The organism is Lentibacillus kimchii, assembly GCF_042666895.1.
Taxonomy (GTDB): domain Bacteria; phylum Bacillota; class Bacilli; order Bacillales; family Amphibacillaceae; genus Lentibacillus; species Lentibacillus kimchii.
The window spans coordinates 118,421-140,719 of record NZ_JBHTGR010000057.1 but is presented as its reverse complement, the minus strand read 5'-3'; the positions used below and the strand labels follow the sequence as shown (position 1 = coordinate 140,719).

Below are 22,299 nucleotides of genomic sequence, written 5' to 3'. Positions count from 1 at the left end.
TGTATCAATAAAATGTTGTGGTCAAAAACTAATTTCAATTAAACGACGCAATATAATTTATCACATCCGACAGAATCTGTCAATCATTTTGGCCACTAAATCTTAAGAGTGCTTTTAATAATGATGTGTAATATGTAAACAACAACATTACTATAGCATCTCCAGACATAGTTTTCAATAAAAAAATCAATTACATCTTGATAAACCGCATCACCAAACTGTGTACCACAAACTCAAAACGAAGGGGATCTACTCACCTAAAACAGCATCTGCAATATTCGAAGCATGGTCACCAATCCGCTCAAGGTTACTGATAATATCAACAAATACAATGCCTGCCGAACCGGTGCACCGTCCTTCATTCATGCGAATAATATGCTTCTTGCGAAAAGTGCGCTCCATTCGGTCAATCTGATCTTCTTTCTGTATAACAGCCAATGCTTCTTCGCGGTCCATATTATCAAGAGCTTTTATGCTTTGCCTGACAGTCAGGATCGTTAAATCAAACATGTTGTTTAAATCTTGCTGAGCTTGTTCCGTCAGGTGAACCTTATTCGTAACTTTATACTCTATTAATTCAATAACATTTTCGAAATGATCACCCATACGTTCAATATCCCGCACAGAATCCATTAACACAGTATGTTTAGCACCTTCCATTTCCGACATTGATTCGCCGGATAAATCCACCAGATAATCTGTAATACGCCTGTCTAAATTATTGAGGGCCCCTTCAAATTGCATAGACATTTCCGAATGCTTCTGATTTTGTGTCGTTAGATATAAGTTCGTTTCCTCAAGCCCTTTAGAAGCAAATTCACCCATACGGATGATTTCCATTTTTGCTTGGTCCAAAGCTAATGTTGAGGACTGCTGAATAAAAATAGGGTCAAGATGTTTTGGCTTATACTCAATGACTGCATCATCACCTGGAATCATTTTTGTTACCATCCAAGCAAGTAATCCAATAAATGGAAATTGAATGATAAGGTTGACCAAATTAAAACTGCCATGGCTGAATGCAATTGTCATCTCCGGATTAAGGTCAAACACAGATTGTAAATACATAACAAATTGACTGAAAATACCGAGACACAGCAGGCCGATAGCTGCTCCGGCTAGATTGAAGATAACATGGACAAATGCGGTCCGTTTTGCAGCAACTGTTGCACCAATGGATGCGAGAACGGCTGTAATTGTGGTCCCAACATTATCACCAAATAAGACCGGTAAGGCAGCTTTCATACCAATAGCATCTTCAGCGAATAATCCCTGCAGAATACCAATTGTAGCTGATGAACTCTGAACTACAAATGTAAATAGTGTTCCAATGATGACACCTAAAATGGAGTGATCACTCATACTGACCGTCAGATCCTGAAAGGCTTGCAAATCACGCAATGGTGACATACCGCTGCTCATTAACTTCAAGCCAAAAAATAATGAGCCAAACCCGAATATAGCCTGTCCCACGTTGTTAACTTTTTGGTTTTTAAAGAAGAACAAAAGAAATGAACCAATTGCCATGATCGGAAGCGCATACTCATTTATATCAATACCAATAATAAAAGCCGTCACGGTTGTCCCAACATTCGCGCCCATAATAACACCGATCGCCTGTCTGAGCGTCATAAAACCGGCATTAACCAAACCAACGGTCAAAACCGTTGTCCCGGAACTGCTCTGTATTAAAATGGTGACAACTATACCAGCTAATACACCCATAAAGGGGTTGCTTGTCGTCTTATCTAATATATCTCTAAGCCTGTCACCAGCAGATTTCTGCAACCCCTCGCCTACGTATTTAATCCCCAGAAGGAAAATGCCGAGTCCGCCGATAAACTCAAATATCAGTGTTTGCACATCGATATTCAAAGATTATTCCACCCTTCGAATGATGCTGAAATCTGTCACATACCTCCCCTATTATTAAAGCCCATAAGCTAATTTGTAAAGGATATTTACGAAAACGCAGTATAAAATTTAGTTTCCCCTGCCACACAGTGTTTTTTACTCAAAATTTAAGGCAAAATTTTCATTATTTTCATGGCATACATTAAAAAACCTATGAATCGTCAAGAATCATAGGTGTGTTCCTGCTCATCTGTGCTTTTTTCCACCAGTATTTTTGTGCCATCAACCTGAACCACCTTGATCGCAGTATTTTTAGAAATCCACTCTGCATTAGACATGGCACTGTAATTATTGTCACTGATACGAACAGTTCCCACTGGGCGCAAATCGCTGAGTGTCTTCCCCCGCTGATTAAGCAGTTGTTTCTCATTCATATTCAGGGAATTGTATCCTCTCTCCTTTGTCAGCTGATCTTTCAACGTGATTTTTGACCACATATCCCTGCGTTTAAACACCTTTAAGAAAATAAGCGATGAAAATCCACCGATAATAACACCTATTGCCGCATATAAGCCAGCAAATATGTTGGGAGCAGCCAATGCAACAGCCAGAAGCATACATACCAGTCCAATGGCCGCAAGGGTACCGTCATTAACAGCTTTACCATCAATAACAATCAGTAATATTCCGGCAAGATAAATAATAAGCATCATGATAAAAGAGCCTGTTTCCACATAAACAGTGAAATAAACGGTCATAAAACCGATACCGAGCAGAGCAAAAAAACCGCGCATATTCACAAGCAGTTCACCAATTAAAAATAAGGTGCCAAATCCGGTTAACACAATCCCAAACCAGTCCATCGTTAAAATAGCCATCATAACACTCACCCCCTTTACCACATTTTATGGCCGTTCTGATATTACATTTCATTGTTAGGGGAAATTCATATGAAAAAAATAACAAAATTTCTTTTTATACTATGTATCATATTGTTTTTAGTAAGTATTTATAATGATTTAACCAACGGAACAGTGCTGCAGACTGATTTAAACAGTCACGATCATCAGCCAGAAAAACAATTACAACTAACAGCTGTTAAAGTCAAAGTACAAACAGGTGATACGGTATTATCAATTGTCGAACGGCTCAGTGACCAGGATCAATCAATGAATCAGCAGAATGTGTCACAGATTATGACTGATTTCAAAACATTGAATCCTGATACTTCCCCGCTCGAAGTTGAGGCAGGGGACTATTATTACTTCCCCGTATACGACACTAAGCAAGTCAGCATGTCAGTCTCCCTTGCTGCTCAAACGGTTTAAAAAGAAAAACAGGAAAAATTCGGTTCGTCATGACTTTTCAATTTAATAAGGTCATTTCACAGCCATCGTGCATATAATAAATACTAAATAACGGCAAAGGAGCCAAATCTATGTCGACATTTATCAAGCAAATGGTTCGCAGTAAGCTGCAGCAGCTTACAACAGATGAATTGCTTTACCATGCACAGAAATACCATTTTTCAATAAATCGCAAACAGGCAACCGACATAACAGCCTACCTGCAGCAAGCTTCTATCGATCCATTTGATCCGGCCAGCCGGGACAAAATGGTTCAGGAACTTGCACGTATTACAGATGATGAAACAGCTGATCAAGCTGAGACATTATTTCAGAAAATCGTAGCCGCCTATGGGCTTGACGATCTGTTTTCGTAAACAGACGAAACTTTTTCTAAATCAGTAACCATGCTGGATCTGTCCTGGCAGCATCGTTACTGATTCATGATCTTTTCCTTCAGGTTCGGATCAAATTGTCCGTGCTTAATCATGTCAATTTCAAATTGATAAGGGGGTTGTTTATGTTTCTTATCTTCACCGACAAACGGCGTTTCTAATATTTTAGGCAGTTGCTCCAGCTGTGGATGAGTAATCACATAATGCAGCGCATCAAATCCAATATAGCCAAATCCAATATTCTCATGGCGGTCTTTATGGGCGCCCCGTTCGTTTTTACTGTCATTGACATGGACTACTTTCAATCGGTCCAGACCGATCGTGTTATCAAAGTCATTCAGAATACCATCAAAGTCATTCACAACATCATAACCACCGTCATGTATGTGACATGTATCAAGGCAGATTGATAATTTTTCGTTATGGGTAACACCATCGATAATCCTCGCGAGCTCATCAAATGTTCGCCCGATTTCAGAACCCTTTCCGGCCATCGTTTCCAGTGCAATCTGGACATCGCTGCCGCCAACGTTATCCAGCACATTATTCAGGCCTTCAATAATCTTCGCAATCCCTTCATCAGCTCCAGCACCTACGTGTGATCCCGGGTGCAGTACAATTTGCTTGGCGCCAAGGGCATTGGTCCGCTCAATTTCACTGCGCAAAAAATCCACACCTAATTCAAATGTCGCGGGTTTTGTTGTGTTGGCTATATTGATGATATACGGCGCATGAACGACCACATCATCGATGCCATTCTCTTTCATGTGGGCTTTGCCGGCTTCAATATTTAAATCCTCTATCGGCTTCCGCTTTGTATTCTGTGGTGCACCGGTATATATCATAAACACGTTTTCACCATATGAAACGGCTTGTTCACTGGAACCTTTCAGCATTGTTTTCCCGTTCATTGATACGTGTGAACCAATTTTTAACATAATTTCACCCCAGCATTATTTTTTCGGATTTTGATTCATCGTCTTTTTGATTGTTTCTTTTTGTTTTTTCATCTTTTTCTTATAACCTGGTTTTACTTTTTTCGGCTTTTTCACTTTTTGCCATGCTGCCCCATCGGTTTGACTGGCAGTTTTTTGTCGGCGATTGCGTTCATTCCGTGATTTTGTTTGTTGCCATTCGCCGTTTCGAATGTCCCAGAATGTGAACGTTATTCCTTTTTGCTGCAGCTTGCCAATCAACTGATTATCAGCATCATGATAGAGGCTGATAACCGTTCCTTCCATACCGGCACGGGCTGTTCTGCCGGCGCGATGTACATAAAAGTTATCTTCTTTAGGCAACTGAGCATTTATGACATGGCTGACACCTTTGATATCAATCCCGCGGGATGCAAGGTCAGTTGCTACAATATATTGGTAATGCAGATTTTGTATCTCTTTAAAGGTCCGCTTCCGTTCCCTTGGTGATAAGCCGCCGTGAATAATGCCGACCTTCAGACCTTTTTGCTGCAAGGACGCTGCCAGCGCATCAGCTTCATCTTTTCCGTTTGTAAATATGATGGCCAAATAAGGCTGAATAGCACGAGAAATGCCATAGATCATGTCAGCGTCGTTCCGATGTTCAGCAGAAATAAGCCGATGCTCCAATGTTTCCGGCAACAAGGAATCATTGATTTTAACGCGCAAGGGATTTTCCATGTATTTACGATAAAAATGTTCCAGCTGCTCAGGAATCGTTGCGGAAAAAGCAAGAATCTGCAGGTCTTCTTTCGTCCGGATGAGTAGCTGATCAATATCTTGAATCAACCCTAATTCCAGTGAAAGATCAGCCTCATCAATAACGAAAGCCGAAGACGAATATATGGATACAGCTCCTGATTTAACAGCATCGAGAATTCTTCCAGGTGTACCCACAATGATGTGTGGCGGCTTTTTTAATTTATCCAGCATTTTCTGCCTGTCTGTCCCGCCAACAAGCAGCTTAGCTGACCATTCATCAGCCTTTTCAGCCTTTTGAATAATGGTTTTGACTTCATCGTATATTTGTGAAGCAAGTTCCCGCGTTGGTGCTGTTATAACAAACTGAACTTCCTGTTTGGCCGCATCAAGCCGGTTGAACAGCGGTAACAGGTATGTGTGCGTTTTACCAGAACCCGTCTGTGACTGGCCGATAACACTCGTCCCCTGCAAAATCGATGGCATCGCCTGTTGTTGAATCGGCGTCGGCTCATGAAAAGCCAGCTGATTAATGACTTCTTTTATGACAGGGTGAAACGATAACTGATTGAATTGGTTATCCATATAGCTGTACTCCTTTACTAGTGGTATACTGGCATATTAAAAAAACGATTTAATCTTAAATGAATTGGAATGGCTCTGTGTCAGCATGCGATACGATGATATCCACACCCCTGCCGGCAAAATAATCTGCTAAATACGACTGAGTAACATGTTTCATCACTTTTTCCACATGATGGCCCGGATCAATAACTGACAAACCTTTTTCCCAGGCTTCTTGCGCCGGATGGAATGTCATATCTCCGGTAATCAAAACATCAGCCCCCATCTGTTTTGCTTTGTGAAGATATTTTTCGCCGCTTCCGCCTAATACAGCGACCTTTTTAACTTTCTTGCTTAAGTCTCCCGTTACGCGAAGATGCGGCACCTCAAAAGCTGTCTTGACCTTTTCGCATAATGACGCGAGCGTCAGCTTATCAGCTAAGTCACCAATACGCCCAATACCATAGGCCTGACCACTGTTTTCCACAGGATAAATATCGTAGGCAGCTTCCTCATAGGGATGTGCAGCAGTCATAGCTTTCAGTACGGCAGATAATTTTGACGCCGGGAGTATCGTTTCAATCTTAACTTCATCAGCAAATGTCAATTTGCCCTGCGACCCAAGATACGGATCAGTCCCAGCCAGCGGTTTAAACATTCCCTGACCAGGGGATTGAAACATACAGTGACTGTAGGCACCTATATACCCTGCTCCTTGTTCACCCATAGCATCTCGTACAGCCGAGACATGTGTTTCGGGAACAAAAACAGCCAATTTAACCAGTTTTTCCGTGTGATTAACCTCCAGGATTGTCCGGTTTTCAATCCCCAGCTGATCACACAGCATATCATTGACGCCGCCTTGTGCAATGTCCAGATTCGTATGAGCAGCATACACCGTCATATCATGCTGAAGAAGTTTTTGGACCACGCGTCCTTTAGCTGTATCCGCATTCACTTGATTCATTGGTTTAAAAAGCAGAGGATGATGGGCTATAATCAGATCTACATCATGCTGTACAGCCTCGTCAACAGTTGACTCCAGTACGTCCAGAGTGACCATTATCTTCTTAACAGGCTTTTGAAAGGAACCGATTTGCAATCCGACATTATCCCAGTCAAAAGCCAGATGTTTCGGCGCCCATTTTTCCATTGCCGTAAAAATATCAGCGTTGCGTATGACAGCTGCCATCGTCTAAAACCTCCTCAATCCATGCTAATTCCTGTCTAACAGCCGCGAGTTTCCTTGTGTCCGGTTCTGCAGCTTGTTTCATTTGTTCAATAATCTGACGGCGTACAGCGCGTTCATAGTACCATTTCCGGTAAAACACATGCGTTTTCTGCTGCAGCAAATAAGGACCAAACAGTAATTGTTTTTCAGTCATAGGCACTGCTGCAGCATCTTTGTCAGCCACAATAATTTCATAAATATGCCCATTTTCTTCAATAATACCTTCATTTGTGATGGGATAGCCATGCTCCTCAAGCCAGTGACGAACAATCGGTACCGCTACGTTAGGCTGAGCAATAATACGACCAACATTACTGAGCCGATCCTGTCCATCATCAAGAATCGTTTTAATCAATGTTCCGCCCATACCTGCTAAAACCACTGAGTCAACTTCTCCACTCTCTAGAACGTCTAAACCATTCCCATGACGCACACTGACTCGATCCGTTAATCCGTGTTGGCTGATTGTTGCCTGAGCGCTTCTAAAAGGGGCGTCTGCCACTTCGCCAGCTACGGCTTCTGCCAGATCATCCTGCTGACATACATAGCAGGGAATATAAGCATGATCTGATCCAATATCAGCAAATCGGGATCCTCTTGTTATAAATGATGCCACATATTCTAAACGCTGAGAAAGCTGACTGGCCAAATTCATATAAACGTCCTCCGTCGACTCAACTTTAACATAAAAGAGAGTAAGCCTGCTGCCTAACCAGTAAGCTTACTCTTTTAGCACTAACATGATCCTGCTTCGTGTTACTTTTGCTTCGAAAGCCATTTTGCCACAGCTTCACGTTTGTCTCCCTTAACGACACCAGGAGGCATGTTACCAGGGCCCTCGGCAATAATGTTTTTGATGTCCTCTTTCGAATGGTCGCTGCCGATTGTATCCAGAGCAGGACCGACTTTGCCCGATAAATCCTGGCCATGACAGCTGGCGCAATTATTCTGAAAGACTTTTTCTCCATCAACAGATGTCTTTTTTCCAGAGGAATCATCGCCATTCTGATCCTCCTGGTCTCCAGCTTGCTCCTGCTGTTCATCATCTTCCTGAATGGCCTTTTGCTGATTCAACCCTACAAATGAAACAACAATAACTAATAGTATGCCTATACCAGCAATTAAAGCATAAGGAATAACGGCATTTTTTCGCATGGTAGCTCCTCCCTATGTATGTGATATGATTAGAAATGCCCAGCTAAATTCATTTTACTGCAAAACCGGGCAAGTTTAAAGGATAATGTGCAGCATTTTCCAAAAAAACAAATGACTGGAAAGAACGTCTGTCATAGGTTTGATACGTATGTATAACAGTCATTGCACACAAATCATTGTGCTCAATGACTGAACAGCGTGCTATTCCAAAAAGTCTTTCAGCCGTTTACTGCGGCTTGGATGTCTCAGCTTACGCAATGCTTTTGCTTCAATCTGCCGGATTCTTTCCCTGGTGACACCAAACACTTTTCCAACTTCTTCCAACGTCCGTGTTCTGCCATCATCCAGTCCGAACCGTAAGCGCAATACGTTCTCTTCACGGTCTGTCAGCGTATCGAGGACACCTTCCAACTGCTCCTTCAGCAGTTCATATGACGCATGGTCTGTCGGTGAAACAGCTTCCTGATCTTCAATAAAATCACCCAAATGTGAGTCATCCTCTTCACCGATCGGTGTTTCAAGCGACACAGGCTCTTGAGCAATTTTCAGGATTTCCCGGACTTTATCGGGGGAAAGTTCCATCTCCTGGCCGATTTCTTCAGGAGTTGGCTCTCTGCCATAATCTTGCAGCAACTGGCGCTGAACACGTATAAGTTTATTGATCGTTTCAACCATATGCACTGGTATCCGGATCGTTCGTGCCTGGTCAGCGATGGCGCGCGTGATCGCCTGCCGTATCCACCATGTGGCATACGTGCTGAACTTAAACCCTTTACGGTAGTCAAACTTTTCAACCGCTTTAATCAGGCCCATATTCCCCTCCTGGATTAAGTCGAGGAATAGCATGCCACGACCGACGTAGCGTTTGGCAATACTGACAACCAGACGCAAGTTCGCTTCTGAGAGGCGTTTTTTGGCCTCTTCATCGCCATCTTCAATTCTTGTTGCCAAATCGATTTCTTCAGCAGCTGATAATAAATCGACTTTGCCAATTTCTTTTAAATACATACGGACCGGATCATTGATTTTAATACCGAGCGGGACACTGATATCATTTAAATCAAATTCTTCTTCTTTGGCAATTTCCTGCATTTTAGGATCTTCCTCAGAGTCACCGATCACTTCCACACCCTGATCTGACAGGTACTCATAAAATTCATCCATCTGCTCTGAGCTCATCGAAAAACTGGACAGACGATCAGCAACTTCTTCATAAGCCAGTATGCCACGTTTCTTGCCCATCTCCAGCAATTGAGCTTTTGCTTGATCCAGTGTCATTTCATTATTAGAATTATTGTCTTTTGTTTGTGACGATTTGTTTTCGGCCATGAGTCCCCCTCCTTCCAACTACAGTCATTTTAGAGTCTCCATCGCCTCTGAATTTCAATCATTTGCATGGCAATCTCAGCCGCCTTAATGGGGTCATTTTGCTGTTCGGCAAGCTTTTGTTCCGTTTTTAACGATTGAATATCCTGTTTATTACTTTGCTCAGAACGTATAACCCGTACATAGTCATTAATTTCACTGGTTGTAATAGCCTCATGGACGGGGATCATTGCAATTTCTGTGACCATTTCCTTTAATCGACTGTCGGGCAGCATTTCCAGAAATGAGCTGACATCCGGCTGATAGCCTTCTTCGTAATAAGCATAAAGATATGTTATAATAACTTTATGATCCTCAATGGTAAAAGAGGCACCTATATCCTCCCGCACTTTTTCAGCGATGGACGCGTCCTGCAGCATGTATGCAATGAGTTGTCGTTCTGCGTTATGAAAAGCCGGACGCAGCTTCTCTGAACGATTTTTATTTTCTCCCTTACTAGTATAACTGTTCCTACTCTTTTTATCCTTGTCAAGTCCCATTTTTTCCCGATTTGCCTGAATTTCATTCAAGAGTGAGTCCATTGAGACAGAATAGGCTTCACTGACTTCTTTTAAATAATATTCCCGTTCCACGGCACTATCAATCGTTGCGAGGTGTTTCAGTACATTTTCAATATATTGTATGCGATCGGACTCAACACTAAGATTAAAGTCTCTTTTTAGATATTGCATATAGAAACTGGTAAACGTCATGCTTGAGGCAATAACGTTCTGCCGAAACGATTCTGCGCCGTATTCTGTGATGTAATCATCCGGATCCATATTTTCTGTCAAATTGGCTATTTTTACATGGCATCCGGCTTTTCGCAGAGTTTCTGAAGCTTTATAAGCAGCATCCGTCCCTGCTGCATCGGCATCATAACAAATAACAACTGTATCAACATACCGCCGCAGAAGCCTCGCCTGGGATTCAGTCAGAGATGTTCCCAGCGTCGCCACAGCATTTTCCACACCAGCCTGATGAGCAGCGATCACATCCATATATCCCTCAAATAAGACAGCTTCAGCTTGTTTGCGGATCTGTTTTTTAGCTAAATCAAAGTTGTATAGAATTTTTCCTTTATGAAACAGATCATTTTGCGGACTGTTCAGGTATTTAGGGTCCTGCTCAAATAATGTACGGCCGCCAAAAGCAATCGTTTTTCCCAAGTGATTACGGATAGGAAATATTACTCTGCCCTGAAAGTTGTCCACTAGAGTATTGTCATCATTGACAGATATTAGACCTGCCTTAGCCAAGTGCTGCTGGTGAAAACCTTTTTTCGCTAAAAACTCGGCTGTAAAATCCTTGACGTTTGGGGCAAACCCGAGTTGAAACGTCCGGATGGTCTCATCGGTAATACCACGTTCGCGTAAATAGTGATAGCCATCTTCGCCATTTTTCGTATAACGCAGAACATGGTGATAAAGTTTAGCAACCCATTCAGAGGCATCAAGGATGTTCTGATTTTCCTGCGACAGAGAAGCGCCAGGATTCTGGATGGCTTCCGGCACTTCAATCCCGCTTCTTTCCGCCAGAAACTTCAATGCTTCGCTAAACGTATAACCTTCTATTTCCATGATGAATGTCAACACATTGCCGCCTTTTCCACACCCGAAACAGTGAAAAATCTGTTTATCCTGAGTGACAGAAAATGAAGGCGTCTTTTCCCCATGAAAAGGGCAAAGGCCAAAATAATTACGCCCTTGCTTTTTTAGCTGAATATAGTCGCCAATGACATCAACTATGTCATTTGACTTGCGTACTTCCTCAATCGTATCCTCTGATACTTGGGCAGACATATGGACCACCATGCTTTTATATTTCGATAGTCATCCTGAAAATCCTTTGTTATTCGACAAATAATTTTACATATCGATAATTTTTTAACGGTCATTAACATTATGCACTAGTTTAATAGGTTTTTCTCTTGCTGTCAGACAGCAGCTATAATTCATCTGACGTGCATGTTTAGATCATACTCACCTCTATAGTTATATTCTATATGATGCTGCATTATTCCTTCTCTAATAACACGTTTACTCACAGAATGGAACTGTCACCCCAGACGTGTTCGCCAATGCTTATACTTTGAAACACAACAACCGATTATAATACAAACATCGAAAAAATGCCATAAAAATAGTTGAACAAGTTTTTTCCATTAAACAACTGGAAACAATTGAAGGTGTCTATCACTAAATTTTCGCCGCAGAGAAGGTCACGTTCTTTCGAATTCTTCAGCGCTGTCTGAACATACGCATTATCGTATTAGCCGTTTCTTCAACCGCCTTATACGACACATCAACAACCTCACAGCCTATTTTTTCAACGATCTCATCAAAATAAGCCAGCTCCTGCTGGATTCGGTCCATATTAGCATAAGTAGCCTGATCACCAAGCCCCAATGCTTTGAGCCGTTCCTTTCGGATATCATTTAATTTTTCCGCACTTATCCGTAAGCCAACGCACTTAGCAGGATCAATATCAAAAAGGACCTCGGGCGGGTCAACTTCCGGTACGATTGGGACATTAGCCACTTTCAGTCGTTTATGCGCCAAATATTGTGATAAGGGTGTTTTGGACGTGCGGGAGACACCGAGCAGTATAATATCAGCACGAGCAATCCCGCGCGGGTCCCTTCCATCGTCATATTTAACGGCAAATTCAATAGCTTCAACGCGTTTAAAGTAATCTTCATCCAATTGATGAACCAAGCCAGGCTCCAAGCGTGGTGTTTTGTTAAAGGTGCGCTTCATCGCCTTCATCATGGGTCCCATTATGTCAATGATTTCCAGCCCCATTTGACTGGCCGCCTCATTGACATACATACGCAGATCAGGATCCACGAGCGTAAAACCGATCAGCGCCTGATTTTCTGCCGCTATCTGTAATGTGTCATCAATCGTTTTTTTATCTTCCACATATGGGACGCGCTGTATTTTGTATTCCCCGTCATTGAATTGGCTTAAACCTGCCTTGATCACAAGTTCTGCCGTTTCTCCTACTGAGTCGGAAAGAACGTAAATATGTGGTTTATCTCCCATCAATATCCCCCCTACAAATGTTCATCCGTAATCAGTTCTACAAAGGCTTTAGTGATGGTTGTTTTGGTAATACGTCCGACCATTTCAGTGCCTTTCTCTGAGTCTTTGACAACAGGCAGCCCATCTATTTGCCTGTTCATTAGCTTTTTGGCAGCGTCAATCAGCTGATCATCGCCATAACAAACCGTGATATTGGGCATTCTGGTCATAATAATATGGACTGGAATAGCGTCTAATTCCTGATTGCCGATACTGGCACGCAACAGATCTTTCCTTGACACAACACCTGTCAGGCATGCATCTCTGTCGACAACAAAAATTGTTCCCACATCGTCGAGAAACATCGTCGAGATGGCATCATAGACAGTTGCTTCCTCTTTAACGACGACCGGTACTGATTGGTATTCGTAAACTTTAAATTTCTTAATCGCTTCAGTTAATAATTCAGAACCTGTTTTACCCGTATAGAAATAGCCAACCCTGGGTCTTGCTTCAAGGAAACCCGCCATTGTCAATATAGCCAGATCCGGTCTTAGAGTTGCACGCGTCAAGCTCAAATGTTCAGCTATATGTTCACTGGTGATCGGGCCATTGTCTTTCACAATCTCAATGATTTGTTTCTGTCGATTCGATAATTCCACTTTGTCACCACCTGTACGTGTCAATGTGACATACTGCTCATGACTATTATACACCTTACAATAAAGAAGAAAAAGACGCGTCAATCAAATGTGCTGTTTCCATTCGATTGCCGACAAATCCGCATAATCGTATATGAGACAAGCTATCTGATAAAGCATCGCAAGCCGGTTCTCACGTACAGTCTTCTCGTCTGTCATAACCATATTGTGGTCAAAGAAACGATGGATAGGCCCCTGGAGCCTGCTTAACTGCTCCAATGCTTCAGCAGCATCCTGATTATGAACCTTCTCATAATAATCGTCTTTAACAGCCAGATACGTGTCATACAGTTCTTGTTCGGAGTCTGTTGCCAAAAGGCTCCGGCTGACTTCTGTCCGGATAGCTTTAGCAGCAAGATTTAACACACGGACAAGCGCTTCCTGGACAGGTTTGAAATCCGGATTATTCCGTTCATGTGATAACTTTTCTGCTTTTGCTGCGATATAAGAGATGATCCCGATATCATCAGCCAGCACGGCTTGAATAACATCTGCCTCAAGCGATAATTCTTTAAGAAGGTGTGTCATACGATTTCTGATAAACTGATCGATCGCTGTTCGCGTTGCCTCAGACGCTTCCTGGCTCGAATCCATATCCATGTACTGCTGTTCAGCTAATGTCAGGAATGATTCGACAGACACATGCCAGTTCCATTCTTTTACAATTTTTAACAAGCCAGTTGTCTGCCGGCGCAGTCCATAAGGATCCTGAGAGCCGCTTGGTGTCAATCCGGCTGAAATACAGCCGACAACTGTGTCCAGTTTATCAGCCACGCTGACAAGTGCTCCTGCAGTTGTTTCCGGCAGCTTGCCGCCTGCCTGATCAGGTAAATAGTGTTCTGCTACTGCTCTTGCAACATCACTTTTTTCACCCGCATTTAACGCATATGTTTCGCCTATAATACCTTGTAAATTTGTAAATTCATTGACCATATTAGTTGGCAAGTCGAATTTACATATCTCCGCTGCTCTTATTGCGTTTGACCGTGTTTCTTCATCAAGATCAAGCCATTGCGAAAGTTTGTCGGTTATAGCTGTTACCCGTTTCACTTTATCGCCAATTGTTCCCAGTTTTTCCTGAAACACAATCCGGTTCAGTTTTTCTAAATAATAATCGATGGACTGTTTCTGGTCTTCTTCAAAAAAGAATTGCGCATCTGCGAGCCTCGCCTTAAGCACTCTTTCATTCCCTTTGACCACCGTATTCAAGGCATGTTCGTCTCCATTCCGCACGCCGGCAAAATGCGGGAGCAATTCACCATTCCCCGATTTGACCGGAAAATAGCGCTGATGTTCTTTCATCGACGTTATCAGAACATCTGGCGGGAGTCTTAAATAAGAATCGGAGAATGCCCCGATAAAAACGGTCGGGTACTCAACCAAATGAGTCACTTCCTGCAGCAATTCATCATCTTCCGGGATGGTAATTCCATTCGCCAATTCCGCATGCTGTAAACCGGAGACAATCATTTGCCGCCGCTTTTCAGGATCAGCAATAACATATTGCTGATGCAGGACTTCTTCATAGTCAGCAGGTGAGGCTAGTGTTACGGCATCGCCCAAAAAACGGTGCCCATAAGTCCGATTGCTCGTGCTCACACCGGTGATTTCAAATGGTATGACTTCTTCACCGAATAAAGCCACCAGCCAGCGTATTGGACGCGCATAGCGCAGTTTATGATCAGCCCAGCGCATCGTTTTCGAGAATTGGAGTGATGTCACAATATCACGAAACTGCGGCAATAGCTCCTCTGTCGGCCGTCCAATGACCTGTTTGGTTACAAAAATATAAGGTGTGCCTTGAACATCCTTCGTATAAATGTCGTCCACTGTTTTCCCCTGTCCTCTGGTGAAGCCGGTTGCTGCTTTCGTCCATTGTCCCTCAGCATCCTGGGCAATCTTCAATGATGGCCCTTTCACTTCTTCTTCCAGTGACGTCTGCGCCTCAGCCACATCGGTTATCTGGACAGCGAGCCTGCGCGGTGTGGAAAATGATTGAATGGATGCGTAAGCAATTCGTGAATCAGCCAGCCAGTTTTCCGCTTTTTCAAGCAGCTGTTTTTGCGCGTCAGCAACAAACCTGGCCGGAAGTTCCTCAAGCCCGATTTCTACTAAAACATTTTTCCCCATTATTGCTCCTCCTTTTTCAGCATTGGAAAGCCGAGCCGCTCCCGCTCTGCTACATAGGCTTTAGAAATTTCTCTGGCCAGATGGCGTATACGGGAAATGTAGCCGGTCCGCTCGGTAACTGAGATGACACCTTTTGCATCGAGTAAATTAAAGGTGTGTGAACATTTTAAAACGTAATCATATGCCGGGAATACCAGACCATTTTCCATCGTTCGCTTCGCTTCATTTTGATACATTGTAAATAGCTCAAAAAGCATATTTGTATCAGATTCTTCAAATGTATATTTCGAATGCTCATACTCAGGCTGGAAGAAGATGTCACTAACCGTGACACCATGCGTCCATTCTAAATCAAACACGTTATCCCGATCCTGTATATACGATGCGAGCCGTTCAATACCATACGTCAGCTCAACGGAAACAGGATCAGCATCAAGTCCGCCAACCTGCTGAAAATAGGTGAACTGTGTGATTTCCATGCCATCCAGCCACACTTCCCAGCCGAGACCTGCAGCTCCAAGGGTGGGGTTTTCCCAGTTATCTTCCACAAAACGGATATCATGTTCCAGCGGATCAATACCAAGTACCTTTAAGGAATCCAAGTACAATTCCTGAATATTTTCCGGTGATGGTTTCATAATAACCTGAAATTGGTGATGCTGGTACAAACGGTTTGGGTTCTCACCGTAACGTCCATCCGCAGGCCGACGTGACGGTTCAACGTACGCCACATTCCAGGGTTCAGGTCCAAGGCTTCTGAGCAGTGTCATCGGCGACATAGTACCTGCTCCTTTTTCCACATCATAAGCCTGCACTAATATACAATTTTGCTCTGACCAGTGTTTCTGCAGGGCTAAAATCATTTCTTGAATCGTCATTATTTGATCCCCTCCATTTCTCGCTCAAAAGTAAACACGCCTGCATTATAAAAAGCAGCTATCGAGGATCTGTTCCGATAACCTCTTAGACAGGCTGTTATATAAACATGAAAAATACCCCATCGCTATGTCAATCATTGAGACATAGGGACGGGGTATTCCGCGGTTCCACCCTATTTGCTCCTGTCAGGGAGCCACTTTATCCGCATCGCTCCGGAGTGCCATCCCTTATGGGCTGTTAATCCGGCTCTCACCATTCCGGACTCGCTTCAAAACAACTGTTCATAAAGTATTCGTCTCCATCAGCACAATTCCATACATAATAAAACTAAGTATAAATATCATACATAGCAACAGCAACATTGTCAAGTTTTCAGTCTAATAAAGTTTATCCAATTGTTTAAGAAATCGTTTTGATTTAAGGTAGTAGCCACCATACTGATCATAATACGCATCCAGGATATGTCGCAGCAGCTGTTTGTTTTCCGGCTTAACCGAAATACGGCCTACCCGCTGCAGTTCAACTTCGGAAAATATAAAAAACAGGCGTGCCAGATTATCGGAAATCTCAATTGCTTGCTGATCTTCATGATAACACCGGGAGCAAAGCAGGCCGCCTTCAGCGATGGAAAATGCAAAGGGGCCACTGGTGCCGCCACAATGGACACACTGATTAACAACAGGGGCAAATCCCCCTTTTTTGAATAACTTCAACTCATACATCATGATAGGGATACCGGCCTCATCATACGCCGCAATCCACTCCAGTGTTTGGTAAAGCTGATCAAACAGGTATGGGTCGGGTGAATAATTCTCTGTTAACTTATCGGTCAATTCAACAATATAAGCAGCATAGGCGGTTTTGATAATATCCTCGCGTATATGCCGGAATGAGTAACTAACGTCTCCCTGCTGAATTGTACTCAGCCCTGAATTAAGATAAACAAAAAAGACACCATATATGAATGGCTGCGTTATAGCAGCCATTCGACTTTTTGGTTTTTTGGCTCCTCTGGCTATTGCAGGAACTTTTCCTGATTGTTCACTAAACAGCGTCACAATTTTATGCGATTCACCATAATCTTGTGTTTTCATCACAATTGCCGGCATTTTTTCAAGCAAAACATATCACCTTCTCACAATGACAAATCGTCGTTACATGTTTGTGTTAATTGATTTATCGTTATGATATTTCTGCCCGTTTTCCTGGTAGTGCCCTTTTTCCAGCTCTTTTAACAATAAATAGGTTTCAATGTTTCCTGTTTGACTGAATAATTCCCAAGTAAAGCCGATCACAAGAAACCCGCCTTTCAATTGCATGTAATGTTTGCCTGCAGTATTAGATTCTCCATTAGTTGTTTGTACGATGAGTATTAATTTTTACCAAGTTAATATTCGTCATGGCGAAAACCGAATTCATGAAGTTGGGATTCACTGTTGCGCCAGTTTTTCTTGACTTTTATCCAAAGATCCAGATAAACCTTCGAACCGAGGAGTGCTTCAATATCTTTACGGGCTTTTTGACCAATTGTCTTCAGCATGGTTCCTTGATGCCCAATGATGATGCCTTTTTGTGATTTCCTTTCAGTAACAATTACTGCCTGAATAAAAACAGTATTCGACTGTCTTTCCTCAATGTTTTCAATAGCGACAGCAATTGAATGAGGAATTTCTTCGCGCGTTAATTCGAGCACCTTTTCACGAATTAACTCACTGATGATAAAGCGCTCGGGATGATCAGTGATGTGATCGGCTGGATAATACTGCGGGCCTTCCGGAATACGCTTTTTCAATTCGTCTTGCATTTGGGGTAAATTGTGACCTGTTAGCGCGGAAATCGGAATAATCGCTTCAAATAGATATTTGTCTTTATAATTTTCGATCAATTGTAGCAACTGGTCTGATTCAATCAGATCCGTCTTATTTATAATTAAAAACACAGGACTCGTAACCTGCTGCAGCCGGTCCAGAATGTACTGATCCCCCTTGCCATAGCCCTCTTCCGCGTTAACCATAAGCAAAACGGCATCCACTTCGTTCAAGGTATCTTCAGCAATCTTGACCATAAAGTCACCCAGACGATGCTTGGGTTTATGAATACCTGGTGTATCAATAAATACAAATTGCGCATCGTCAGTTGTGAGAACACCCTGGACACGATTCCGTGTTGTTTGTGCTTTATCACTCATAATCGCAATCTTTTCGCCAATCATTTGGTTCATAAAAGTCGATTTACCGACGTTGGGTCTGCCAATAATAGCAATAAACCCTGATTTAAATTCTTCTGACATGATGCAGCCTCCGAAATATGCCTCTTTACAGGGATGATAGTTTTTATGATACTGTAAATTTCAATATATTTCATGTGAATAGACAAAACATGCAAAAATAACGATAAGTTCTACATAAATTGCCAATCTGTGCGCCTGCGGGTTTGCGCGTCTTATCCAAGTTCAGGAAGAAAAATGATAATCCCTGCGACAGCAGCAGCAATTGCCGAGATCAAAACCGCCCCTGCTGCTATATCTTTAATCACTTTTGCTTGCGGATGTATGTTCGGCCTGAGATAATCGAGCATCTTTTCAACAGCTGTATTAAACAGTTCCGCTGTCAATACCAGACCAATAAGGAGTGAAATAAAAGCCCATTTTATAAGCGGCAGATGCAGTGCAAAGCCAGCTGCTATGACAGCTAATGCTACGATCGAGTGGATCCTGAAATTACGTTCTGTCCGGAAGGTTTCTTTAAGACCATTATAAGCTTGAAAGAGCCCAATCACAGATTTCGTGTGATTATCGTTCAAGGCCGAATTCACCCAGAATGTGCTCCTGCTTGCCGAACATCTCTTTTTCATCACGCTGATTCATATGGTCATAACCAAGCAGATGAAGAAACCCATGCACAGCCAAAAAACCCAGTTCTCTTTCCAGCGAATGACCATATTCCTCCGCTTGTTCCTTTGCTTTATCCAGCGAAACGATAATATCACCAAGGATGAGCGGAAGCTCCTTTCCGATAATTTCTGTCTCATCAGCCGTATTTTCCTGCAGAGCAAATGAAATCACATCTGTCGGCCGGTCCTGCTGGCGGTAATTCCGGTTAATTTCTGTGATTTGTTCATTGCTGACAAACGTCACAGATACTTCGGCCGCACTGGCCACACCCTCTTTTTCACCCGCGAATATTATGAGACGCTGAAGCAAATCTATATAGTCCGCTGCAACGGCTCTTGTTTGGTCCTGGAAATCAATATGCATGATTCAGCCTCCTCACATCAACACATGTAGGTCTTTTAAATATGGTCATAATAGATGCCAGGGTGCTGATTTATACGCCCTTCCAGCAGCACCATCACCAATAGGTTCGAAACCCGCATCGTTTTCATTGCCGTAAGTAACTAGCCCCCATAACAGCTGAGGTCTAATACTGCCGGCAGCACTAGGTCGTATTTTTGTAGGCTTCAATAATTTTTTGCACTAAAGGATGTCTGACAACGTCTGTTTCGTTCAAATGAACAATCGAGATGCCAGCGACGTCCGCCAATAACTGCTGAGCTGATTGTAAGCCGGATTGAGCACCATTTGGCAGATCAATTTGGGTGATATCGCCATTAACGATCATCTTTGAACCGAAACCCAGACGTGTTAAAAACATTTTCATTTGTTCCGGCGTTGTATTTTGCGCCTCATCCAGTATAACAAATGCATCATCAAGTGTCCGTCCACGCATATAAGCAAGCGGAGCAATTTCAATCGTATCACGCTCGATCAGGCGATTGGTGTGATCTCCTCCGTACACATCATGCAGGGCATCGTATAAAGGTCTTAAATACGGATCAACTTTTTCTTTCAGATCGCCTGGCAAAAAGCCCAAACTCTCACCTGCTTCGACAGTGGGGCGCGTTAAAATAATACGGTTAACTTCGCCGTTTTTTAATGCTTGAACAGCCATAACAACAGCCAGATATGTCTTGCCTGTACCGGCCGGTCCAATTCCAAAAACAAGATCGTCCGCCTTAATAGCATCAATATAACTTTTTTGACCCAATGTTTTGACGCGAATGGCTTTACCTTTTGCATTTTTTGTGATGTCATCCTCAAAAAGTGCGGCAAATTGATTAATTTTCCCTTTTTTTGCCAGATCAACAGCATAAACAACATCGCGTTCTGTAATGTCCAGCCCTTTCCTGACAATCGATAGCAGTGTAAGCAAAATATCTTCCACCAAGGCAATGTGTTCGTGATTGCCGGAAACACTGACATGTTCGCCTCTGGTGACGATTGATACGTCCAGCTGCTGTTCCAGTTGTTGTAAGTGTTTATCATTCGTACCAAACAAACCTAACGCTTCATTAGGATTTGTAAGCTCCAAATCGATTGTTTTCAGGTTATTCGGCATAATCAATCTCCTTGGTCTATTGGTTCATGTTTGACAATATCCTCTTCAACAGACATGTATAAGATTAGTTTAACTTTACCATTCTCGACTGTTTCTTGCAAAACATTATCAGACGTGATTACTGCCTCGGGCCCCAATTTTAATTGGAGTTCTTTTCGTGCCTGTTTAATGCCAGCTTCAACAGCTGCATCTTTATCTCTTTCTGTTTTATGGTATGTTTTTTCATTTAAAGTCGTTTCCATTAAACTTATAGGCAGTTTCCATTTAAACAAATAAAGATCCTTTTCCTGCCGTTCGCGTTGAACATCTGAAAAGTCCGGATCACCAAATCCCCATATAGGTATTTCTGTATGACCGATTTTTATATGGTATCTCTTTTCAGTATTCCCTGTTATCTGTTCAGAATTAACTTCTAAGGGAACGGTCACCTCTGTTTCATACCAGGTTTTAGCAGTTATCTCACCCTCGGCAGCAACGACTTCATCTGACTTGTCACTGGTTTCATCCGCCTCTTCATCGTCATTTTCTGCATCCTGCAGTTCACCAGAAACAAGCACATCTCCTGGCTCAACATAATCGTTCACCTGAACGAGTGGTCGGCCTTTTGAAACATACATTTTTTCAACAACGCCCGTTTTGGCGGCTACAAGATTGCGCGGTCCGTCAACCTCCTCCTCTTCCACAACCGTTTTTTCAACGCCTTCAAACAGAAAGCTTGTCCCTTGCTGTTCAACACCGATCCATAATAATTCAGGAATATCATTAATCAGATTTTGCTGAATGTCACTTGGGGAATCGAGTGTGAACGTCCATGTTCCCTGATAAATGCCATATTCATTCAATTGTTTACTGATCTTCTCCTCAATATCTGTTGGAACACCTGTAATACGTATTTCCCATATAATATTTGACAAACAAAAAAGCAGTATAACACTTAATAAAAGAGCAATTAAAATCTGTTTTCTGCGAATAAATTTCTTGAACAAAAAAGGAAAACCATGTCTGCCAGTAAATGATAATTGATAGCTCGTCCCCTGTTTCAAGCGTTTTATATCAGGTATAGCCTGTAACGTCACATTTCCGGAGCAGGTATTCTCAGATTTTTTTTCAATATCCCAGACGGCAATCCCCTGTTCACTGCATTTCTGAAAAAATAATTCCGGTTTGGCGCCTTTTACCAGAATGGTCACATAGCCTGTCAGTGAAGTGCCTTGTATATATTTCATGTCCTCCTCCTTAATCTGCTGTTAATCAGGCATAAATTTGACTTCTTCGATATTGCCTTCCAGCAATATTTCTTCAGGCAGCATCATTTTTAAGACAAATGCTGTCCCAGTAATTTGTATATACCCTTTGTTCGTTTTAAGCTTAAGCTCAGTTTCGGAATAAACCATTAGACCCTTATGATTTTCAATATAGATATGCAGCTGACCGATCATGGTGATCCGGGGTAACTCCATCATAACGTCAGAAGGAAGTGAAAAATGTTTAGATAGCCATGGACCAATTCGCTGTTGCCATTTTTTCACTGAAGCCTCCCCCCTTCTCTCACCATATATTTATGACTGTAAGGCTAGGATAAG

At 42.5% G+C, this 22,299-nt stretch carries 23 protein-coding genes; 2 read left to right on the top strand and 21 right to left on the bottom strand.

The features are described 5' to 3' along the window. Positions 1-249: 249 nt before the first annotated feature. Together ACFQU8_RS12970 and ACFQU8_RS12965 are read right to left on the bottom strand one after the other, a co-directional pair. Positions 250-1,875 (bottom strand): Na/Pi cotransporter family protein, encoded by a 1,626-nt coding sequence (locus ACFQU8_RS12970; RefSeq protein WP_382360994.1) that lies wholly within the window; start codon positions 1,873-1,875, stop codon positions 250-252. Positions 1,876-2,075: 200 nt separating this feature from the next. After that, a complete protein-coding gene (locus ACFQU8_RS12965; protein ID WP_382360991.1) occupies positions 2,076-2,735 on the bottom strand; it encodes an NfeD family protein in 660 nt (219 codons plus the stop codon). A gap of 69 nt (positions 2,736-2,804) precedes the next feature. On the opposite strand from ACFQU8_RS12965, the gene ACFQU8_RS12960 reads away from it, so the two are divergent. Next, the gene (locus tag ACFQU8_RS12960; protein WP_382360988.1) at positions 2,805-3,182 is read left to right on the top strand and encodes a hypothetical protein; all 378 of its coding nucleotides are present in this window, start codon (positions 2,805-2,807) and stop codon (positions 3,180-3,182) included. Positions 3,183-3,292: 110 nt separating this feature from the next. Continuing rightward, positions 3,293-3,577, top strand: coding sequence for a DUF2624 family protein (locus ACFQU8_RS12955; RefSeq protein WP_382360985.1), 285 nt, complete (start codon positions 3,293-3,295; stop codon positions 3,575-3,577). Positions 3,578-3,633: 56 nt separating this feature from the next. On the opposite strand, the gene ACFQU8_RS12950 is transcribed toward ACFQU8_RS12955, so the two are convergent. The 19 genes from ACFQU8_RS12950 to yqfC all read right to left on the bottom strand — a co-directional run bounded on the left by ACFQU8_RS12950 (position 3,634) and on the right by yqfC (position 22,245). Then, on the bottom strand, positions 3,634-4,533 hold the full coding sequence (locus tag ACFQU8_RS12950) for a deoxyribonuclease IV (RefSeq protein WP_382360982.1): 900 nt from the start codon (positions 4,531-4,533) through the stop codon (positions 3,634-3,636). Positions 4,534-4,548: 15 nt separating this feature from the next. Next, positions 4,549-5,853 (bottom strand): DEAD/DEAH box helicase, encoded by a 1,305-nt coding sequence (locus ACFQU8_RS12945; RefSeq protein WP_382360979.1) that lies wholly within the window; start codon positions 5,851-5,853, stop codon positions 4,549-4,551. 55 nt (positions 5,854-5,908) lie between these two features. Next, the gene (locus ACFQU8_RS12940; protein WP_382360976.1) at positions 5,909-7,024 is read right to left on the bottom strand and encodes a Nif3-like dinuclear metal center hexameric protein; all 1,116 of its coding nucleotides are present in this window, start codon (positions 7,022-7,024) and stop codon (positions 5,909-5,911) included. Then, the gene (locus ACFQU8_RS12935; RefSeq protein ID WP_382360973.1) at positions 6,999-7,718 is read right to left on the bottom strand and encodes a tRNA (adenine(22)-N(1))-methyltransferase; all 720 of its coding nucleotides are present in this window, start codon (positions 7,716-7,718) and stop codon (positions 6,999-7,001) included. Before ACFQU8_RS12935 ends, ACFQU8_RS12940 begins: the two co-directional genes overlap by 26 nt. Before the next feature lie 101 nt (positions 7,719-7,819). After that, complete coding sequence (cccA, locus tag ACFQU8_RS12930; protein WP_382360971.1) at positions 7,820-8,218, bottom strand: cytochrome c550; 399 nt, start codon at positions 8,216-8,218, stop codon at positions 7,820-7,822. 201 nt (positions 8,219-8,419) lie between these two features. Further along, on the bottom strand, positions 8,420-9,547 hold the full coding sequence (gene rpoD / locus ACFQU8_RS12925; protein WP_382360968.1) for an RNA polymerase sigma factor RpoD: 1,128 nt from the start codon (positions 9,545-9,547) through the stop codon (positions 8,420-8,422). A 29-nt stretch (positions 9,548-9,576) separates the two neighbouring features. Continuing rightward, entirely contained in the window at positions 9,577-11,397 is a 1,821-nt protein-coding gene (gene dnaG, locus ACFQU8_RS12920) for a DNA primase (protein ID WP_382360965.1), read from the bottom strand. 426 nt (positions 11,398-11,823) lie between these two features. Further along, on the bottom strand, positions 11,824-12,630 hold the full coding sequence (locus tag ACFQU8_RS12915) for a pyruvate, water dikinase regulatory protein (protein WP_382360962.1): 807 nt from the start codon (positions 12,628-12,630) through the stop codon (positions 11,824-11,826). A gap of 11 nt (positions 12,631-12,641) precedes the next feature. Further along, the gene (locus tag ACFQU8_RS12910; RefSeq protein WP_382361692.1) at positions 12,642-13,271 is read right to left on the bottom strand and encodes a helix-turn-helix transcriptional regulator; all 630 of its coding nucleotides are present in this window, start codon (positions 13,269-13,271) and stop codon (positions 12,642-12,644) included. Between the two features lie 84 nt (positions 13,272-13,355). Then, the gene (glyS, locus tag ACFQU8_RS12905; protein ID WP_382360959.1) at positions 13,356-15,440 is read right to left on the bottom strand and encodes a glycine--tRNA ligase subunit beta; all 2,085 of its coding nucleotides are present in this window, start codon (positions 15,438-15,440) and stop codon (positions 13,356-13,358) included. After that, positions 15,440-16,318: a glycine--tRNA ligase subunit alpha gene (gene glyQ, locus ACFQU8_RS12900; RefSeq protein ID WP_382360956.1), complete on the bottom strand. Its 879-nt coding sequence runs from the start codon at positions 16,316-16,318 to the stop codon at positions 15,440-15,442. The genes glyS and glyQ overlap by 1 nt, the downstream gene beginning before the upstream one ends. Before the next feature lie 378 nt (positions 16,319-16,696). After that, positions 16,697-17,440, bottom strand: a complete 744-nt coding sequence (recO, locus tag ACFQU8_RS12895) for a DNA repair protein RecO (RefSeq protein ID WP_382360953.1) — start codon at positions 17,438-17,440, stop codon at positions 16,697-16,699. A gap of 33 nt (positions 17,441-17,473) precedes the next feature. Further along, positions 17,474-17,614 (bottom strand): YqzL family protein, encoded by a 141-nt coding sequence (locus tag ACFQU8_RS12890; protein WP_382361689.1) that lies wholly within the window; start codon positions 17,612-17,614, stop codon positions 17,474-17,476. A gap of 92 nt (positions 17,615-17,706) precedes the next feature. Beyond that, positions 17,707-18,609, bottom strand: coding sequence for a GTPase Era (era, locus tag ACFQU8_RS12885; RefSeq protein ID WP_382360950.1), 903 nt, complete (start codon positions 18,607-18,609; stop codon positions 17,707-17,709). A gap of 152 nt (positions 18,610-18,761) precedes the next feature. Continuing rightward, positions 18,762-19,121: a diacylglycerol kinase family protein gene (locus ACFQU8_RS12880; RefSeq protein WP_382360947.1), complete on the bottom strand. Its 360-nt coding sequence runs from the start codon at positions 19,119-19,121 to the stop codon at positions 18,762-18,764. After that, positions 19,111-19,575: an rRNA maturation RNase YbeY gene (gene ybeY / locus ACFQU8_RS12875; RefSeq protein WP_382360944.1), complete on the bottom strand. Its 465-nt coding sequence runs from the start codon at positions 19,573-19,575 to the stop codon at positions 19,111-19,113. Before ybeY ends, ACFQU8_RS12880 begins: the two co-directional genes overlap by 11 nt. Positions 19,576-19,756: 181 nt before the next feature. Continuing rightward, the gene (locus tag ACFQU8_RS12870) at positions 19,757-20,716 is read right to left on the bottom strand and encodes a PhoH family protein (protein WP_382360941.1); all 960 of its coding nucleotides are present in this window, start codon (positions 20,714-20,716) and stop codon (positions 19,757-19,759) included. Between the two features lie 2 nt (positions 20,717-20,718). After that, positions 20,719-21,942 carry a sporulation protein YqfD gene (gene yqfD / locus ACFQU8_RS12865; RefSeq protein WP_382360938.1) on the bottom strand — a complete coding sequence of 408 codons (1,224 nt, stop codon included), beginning with the start codon at positions 21,940-21,942 and terminating at the stop codon, positions 20,719-20,721. A gap of 21 nt (positions 21,943-21,963) precedes the next feature. Beyond that, positions 21,964-22,245 (bottom strand): sporulation protein YqfC, encoded by a 282-nt coding sequence (gene yqfC / locus ACFQU8_RS12860; protein ID WP_382360935.1) that lies wholly within the window; start codon positions 22,243-22,245, stop codon positions 21,964-21,966. Positions 22,246-22,299 lie beyond the last annotated feature (54 nt).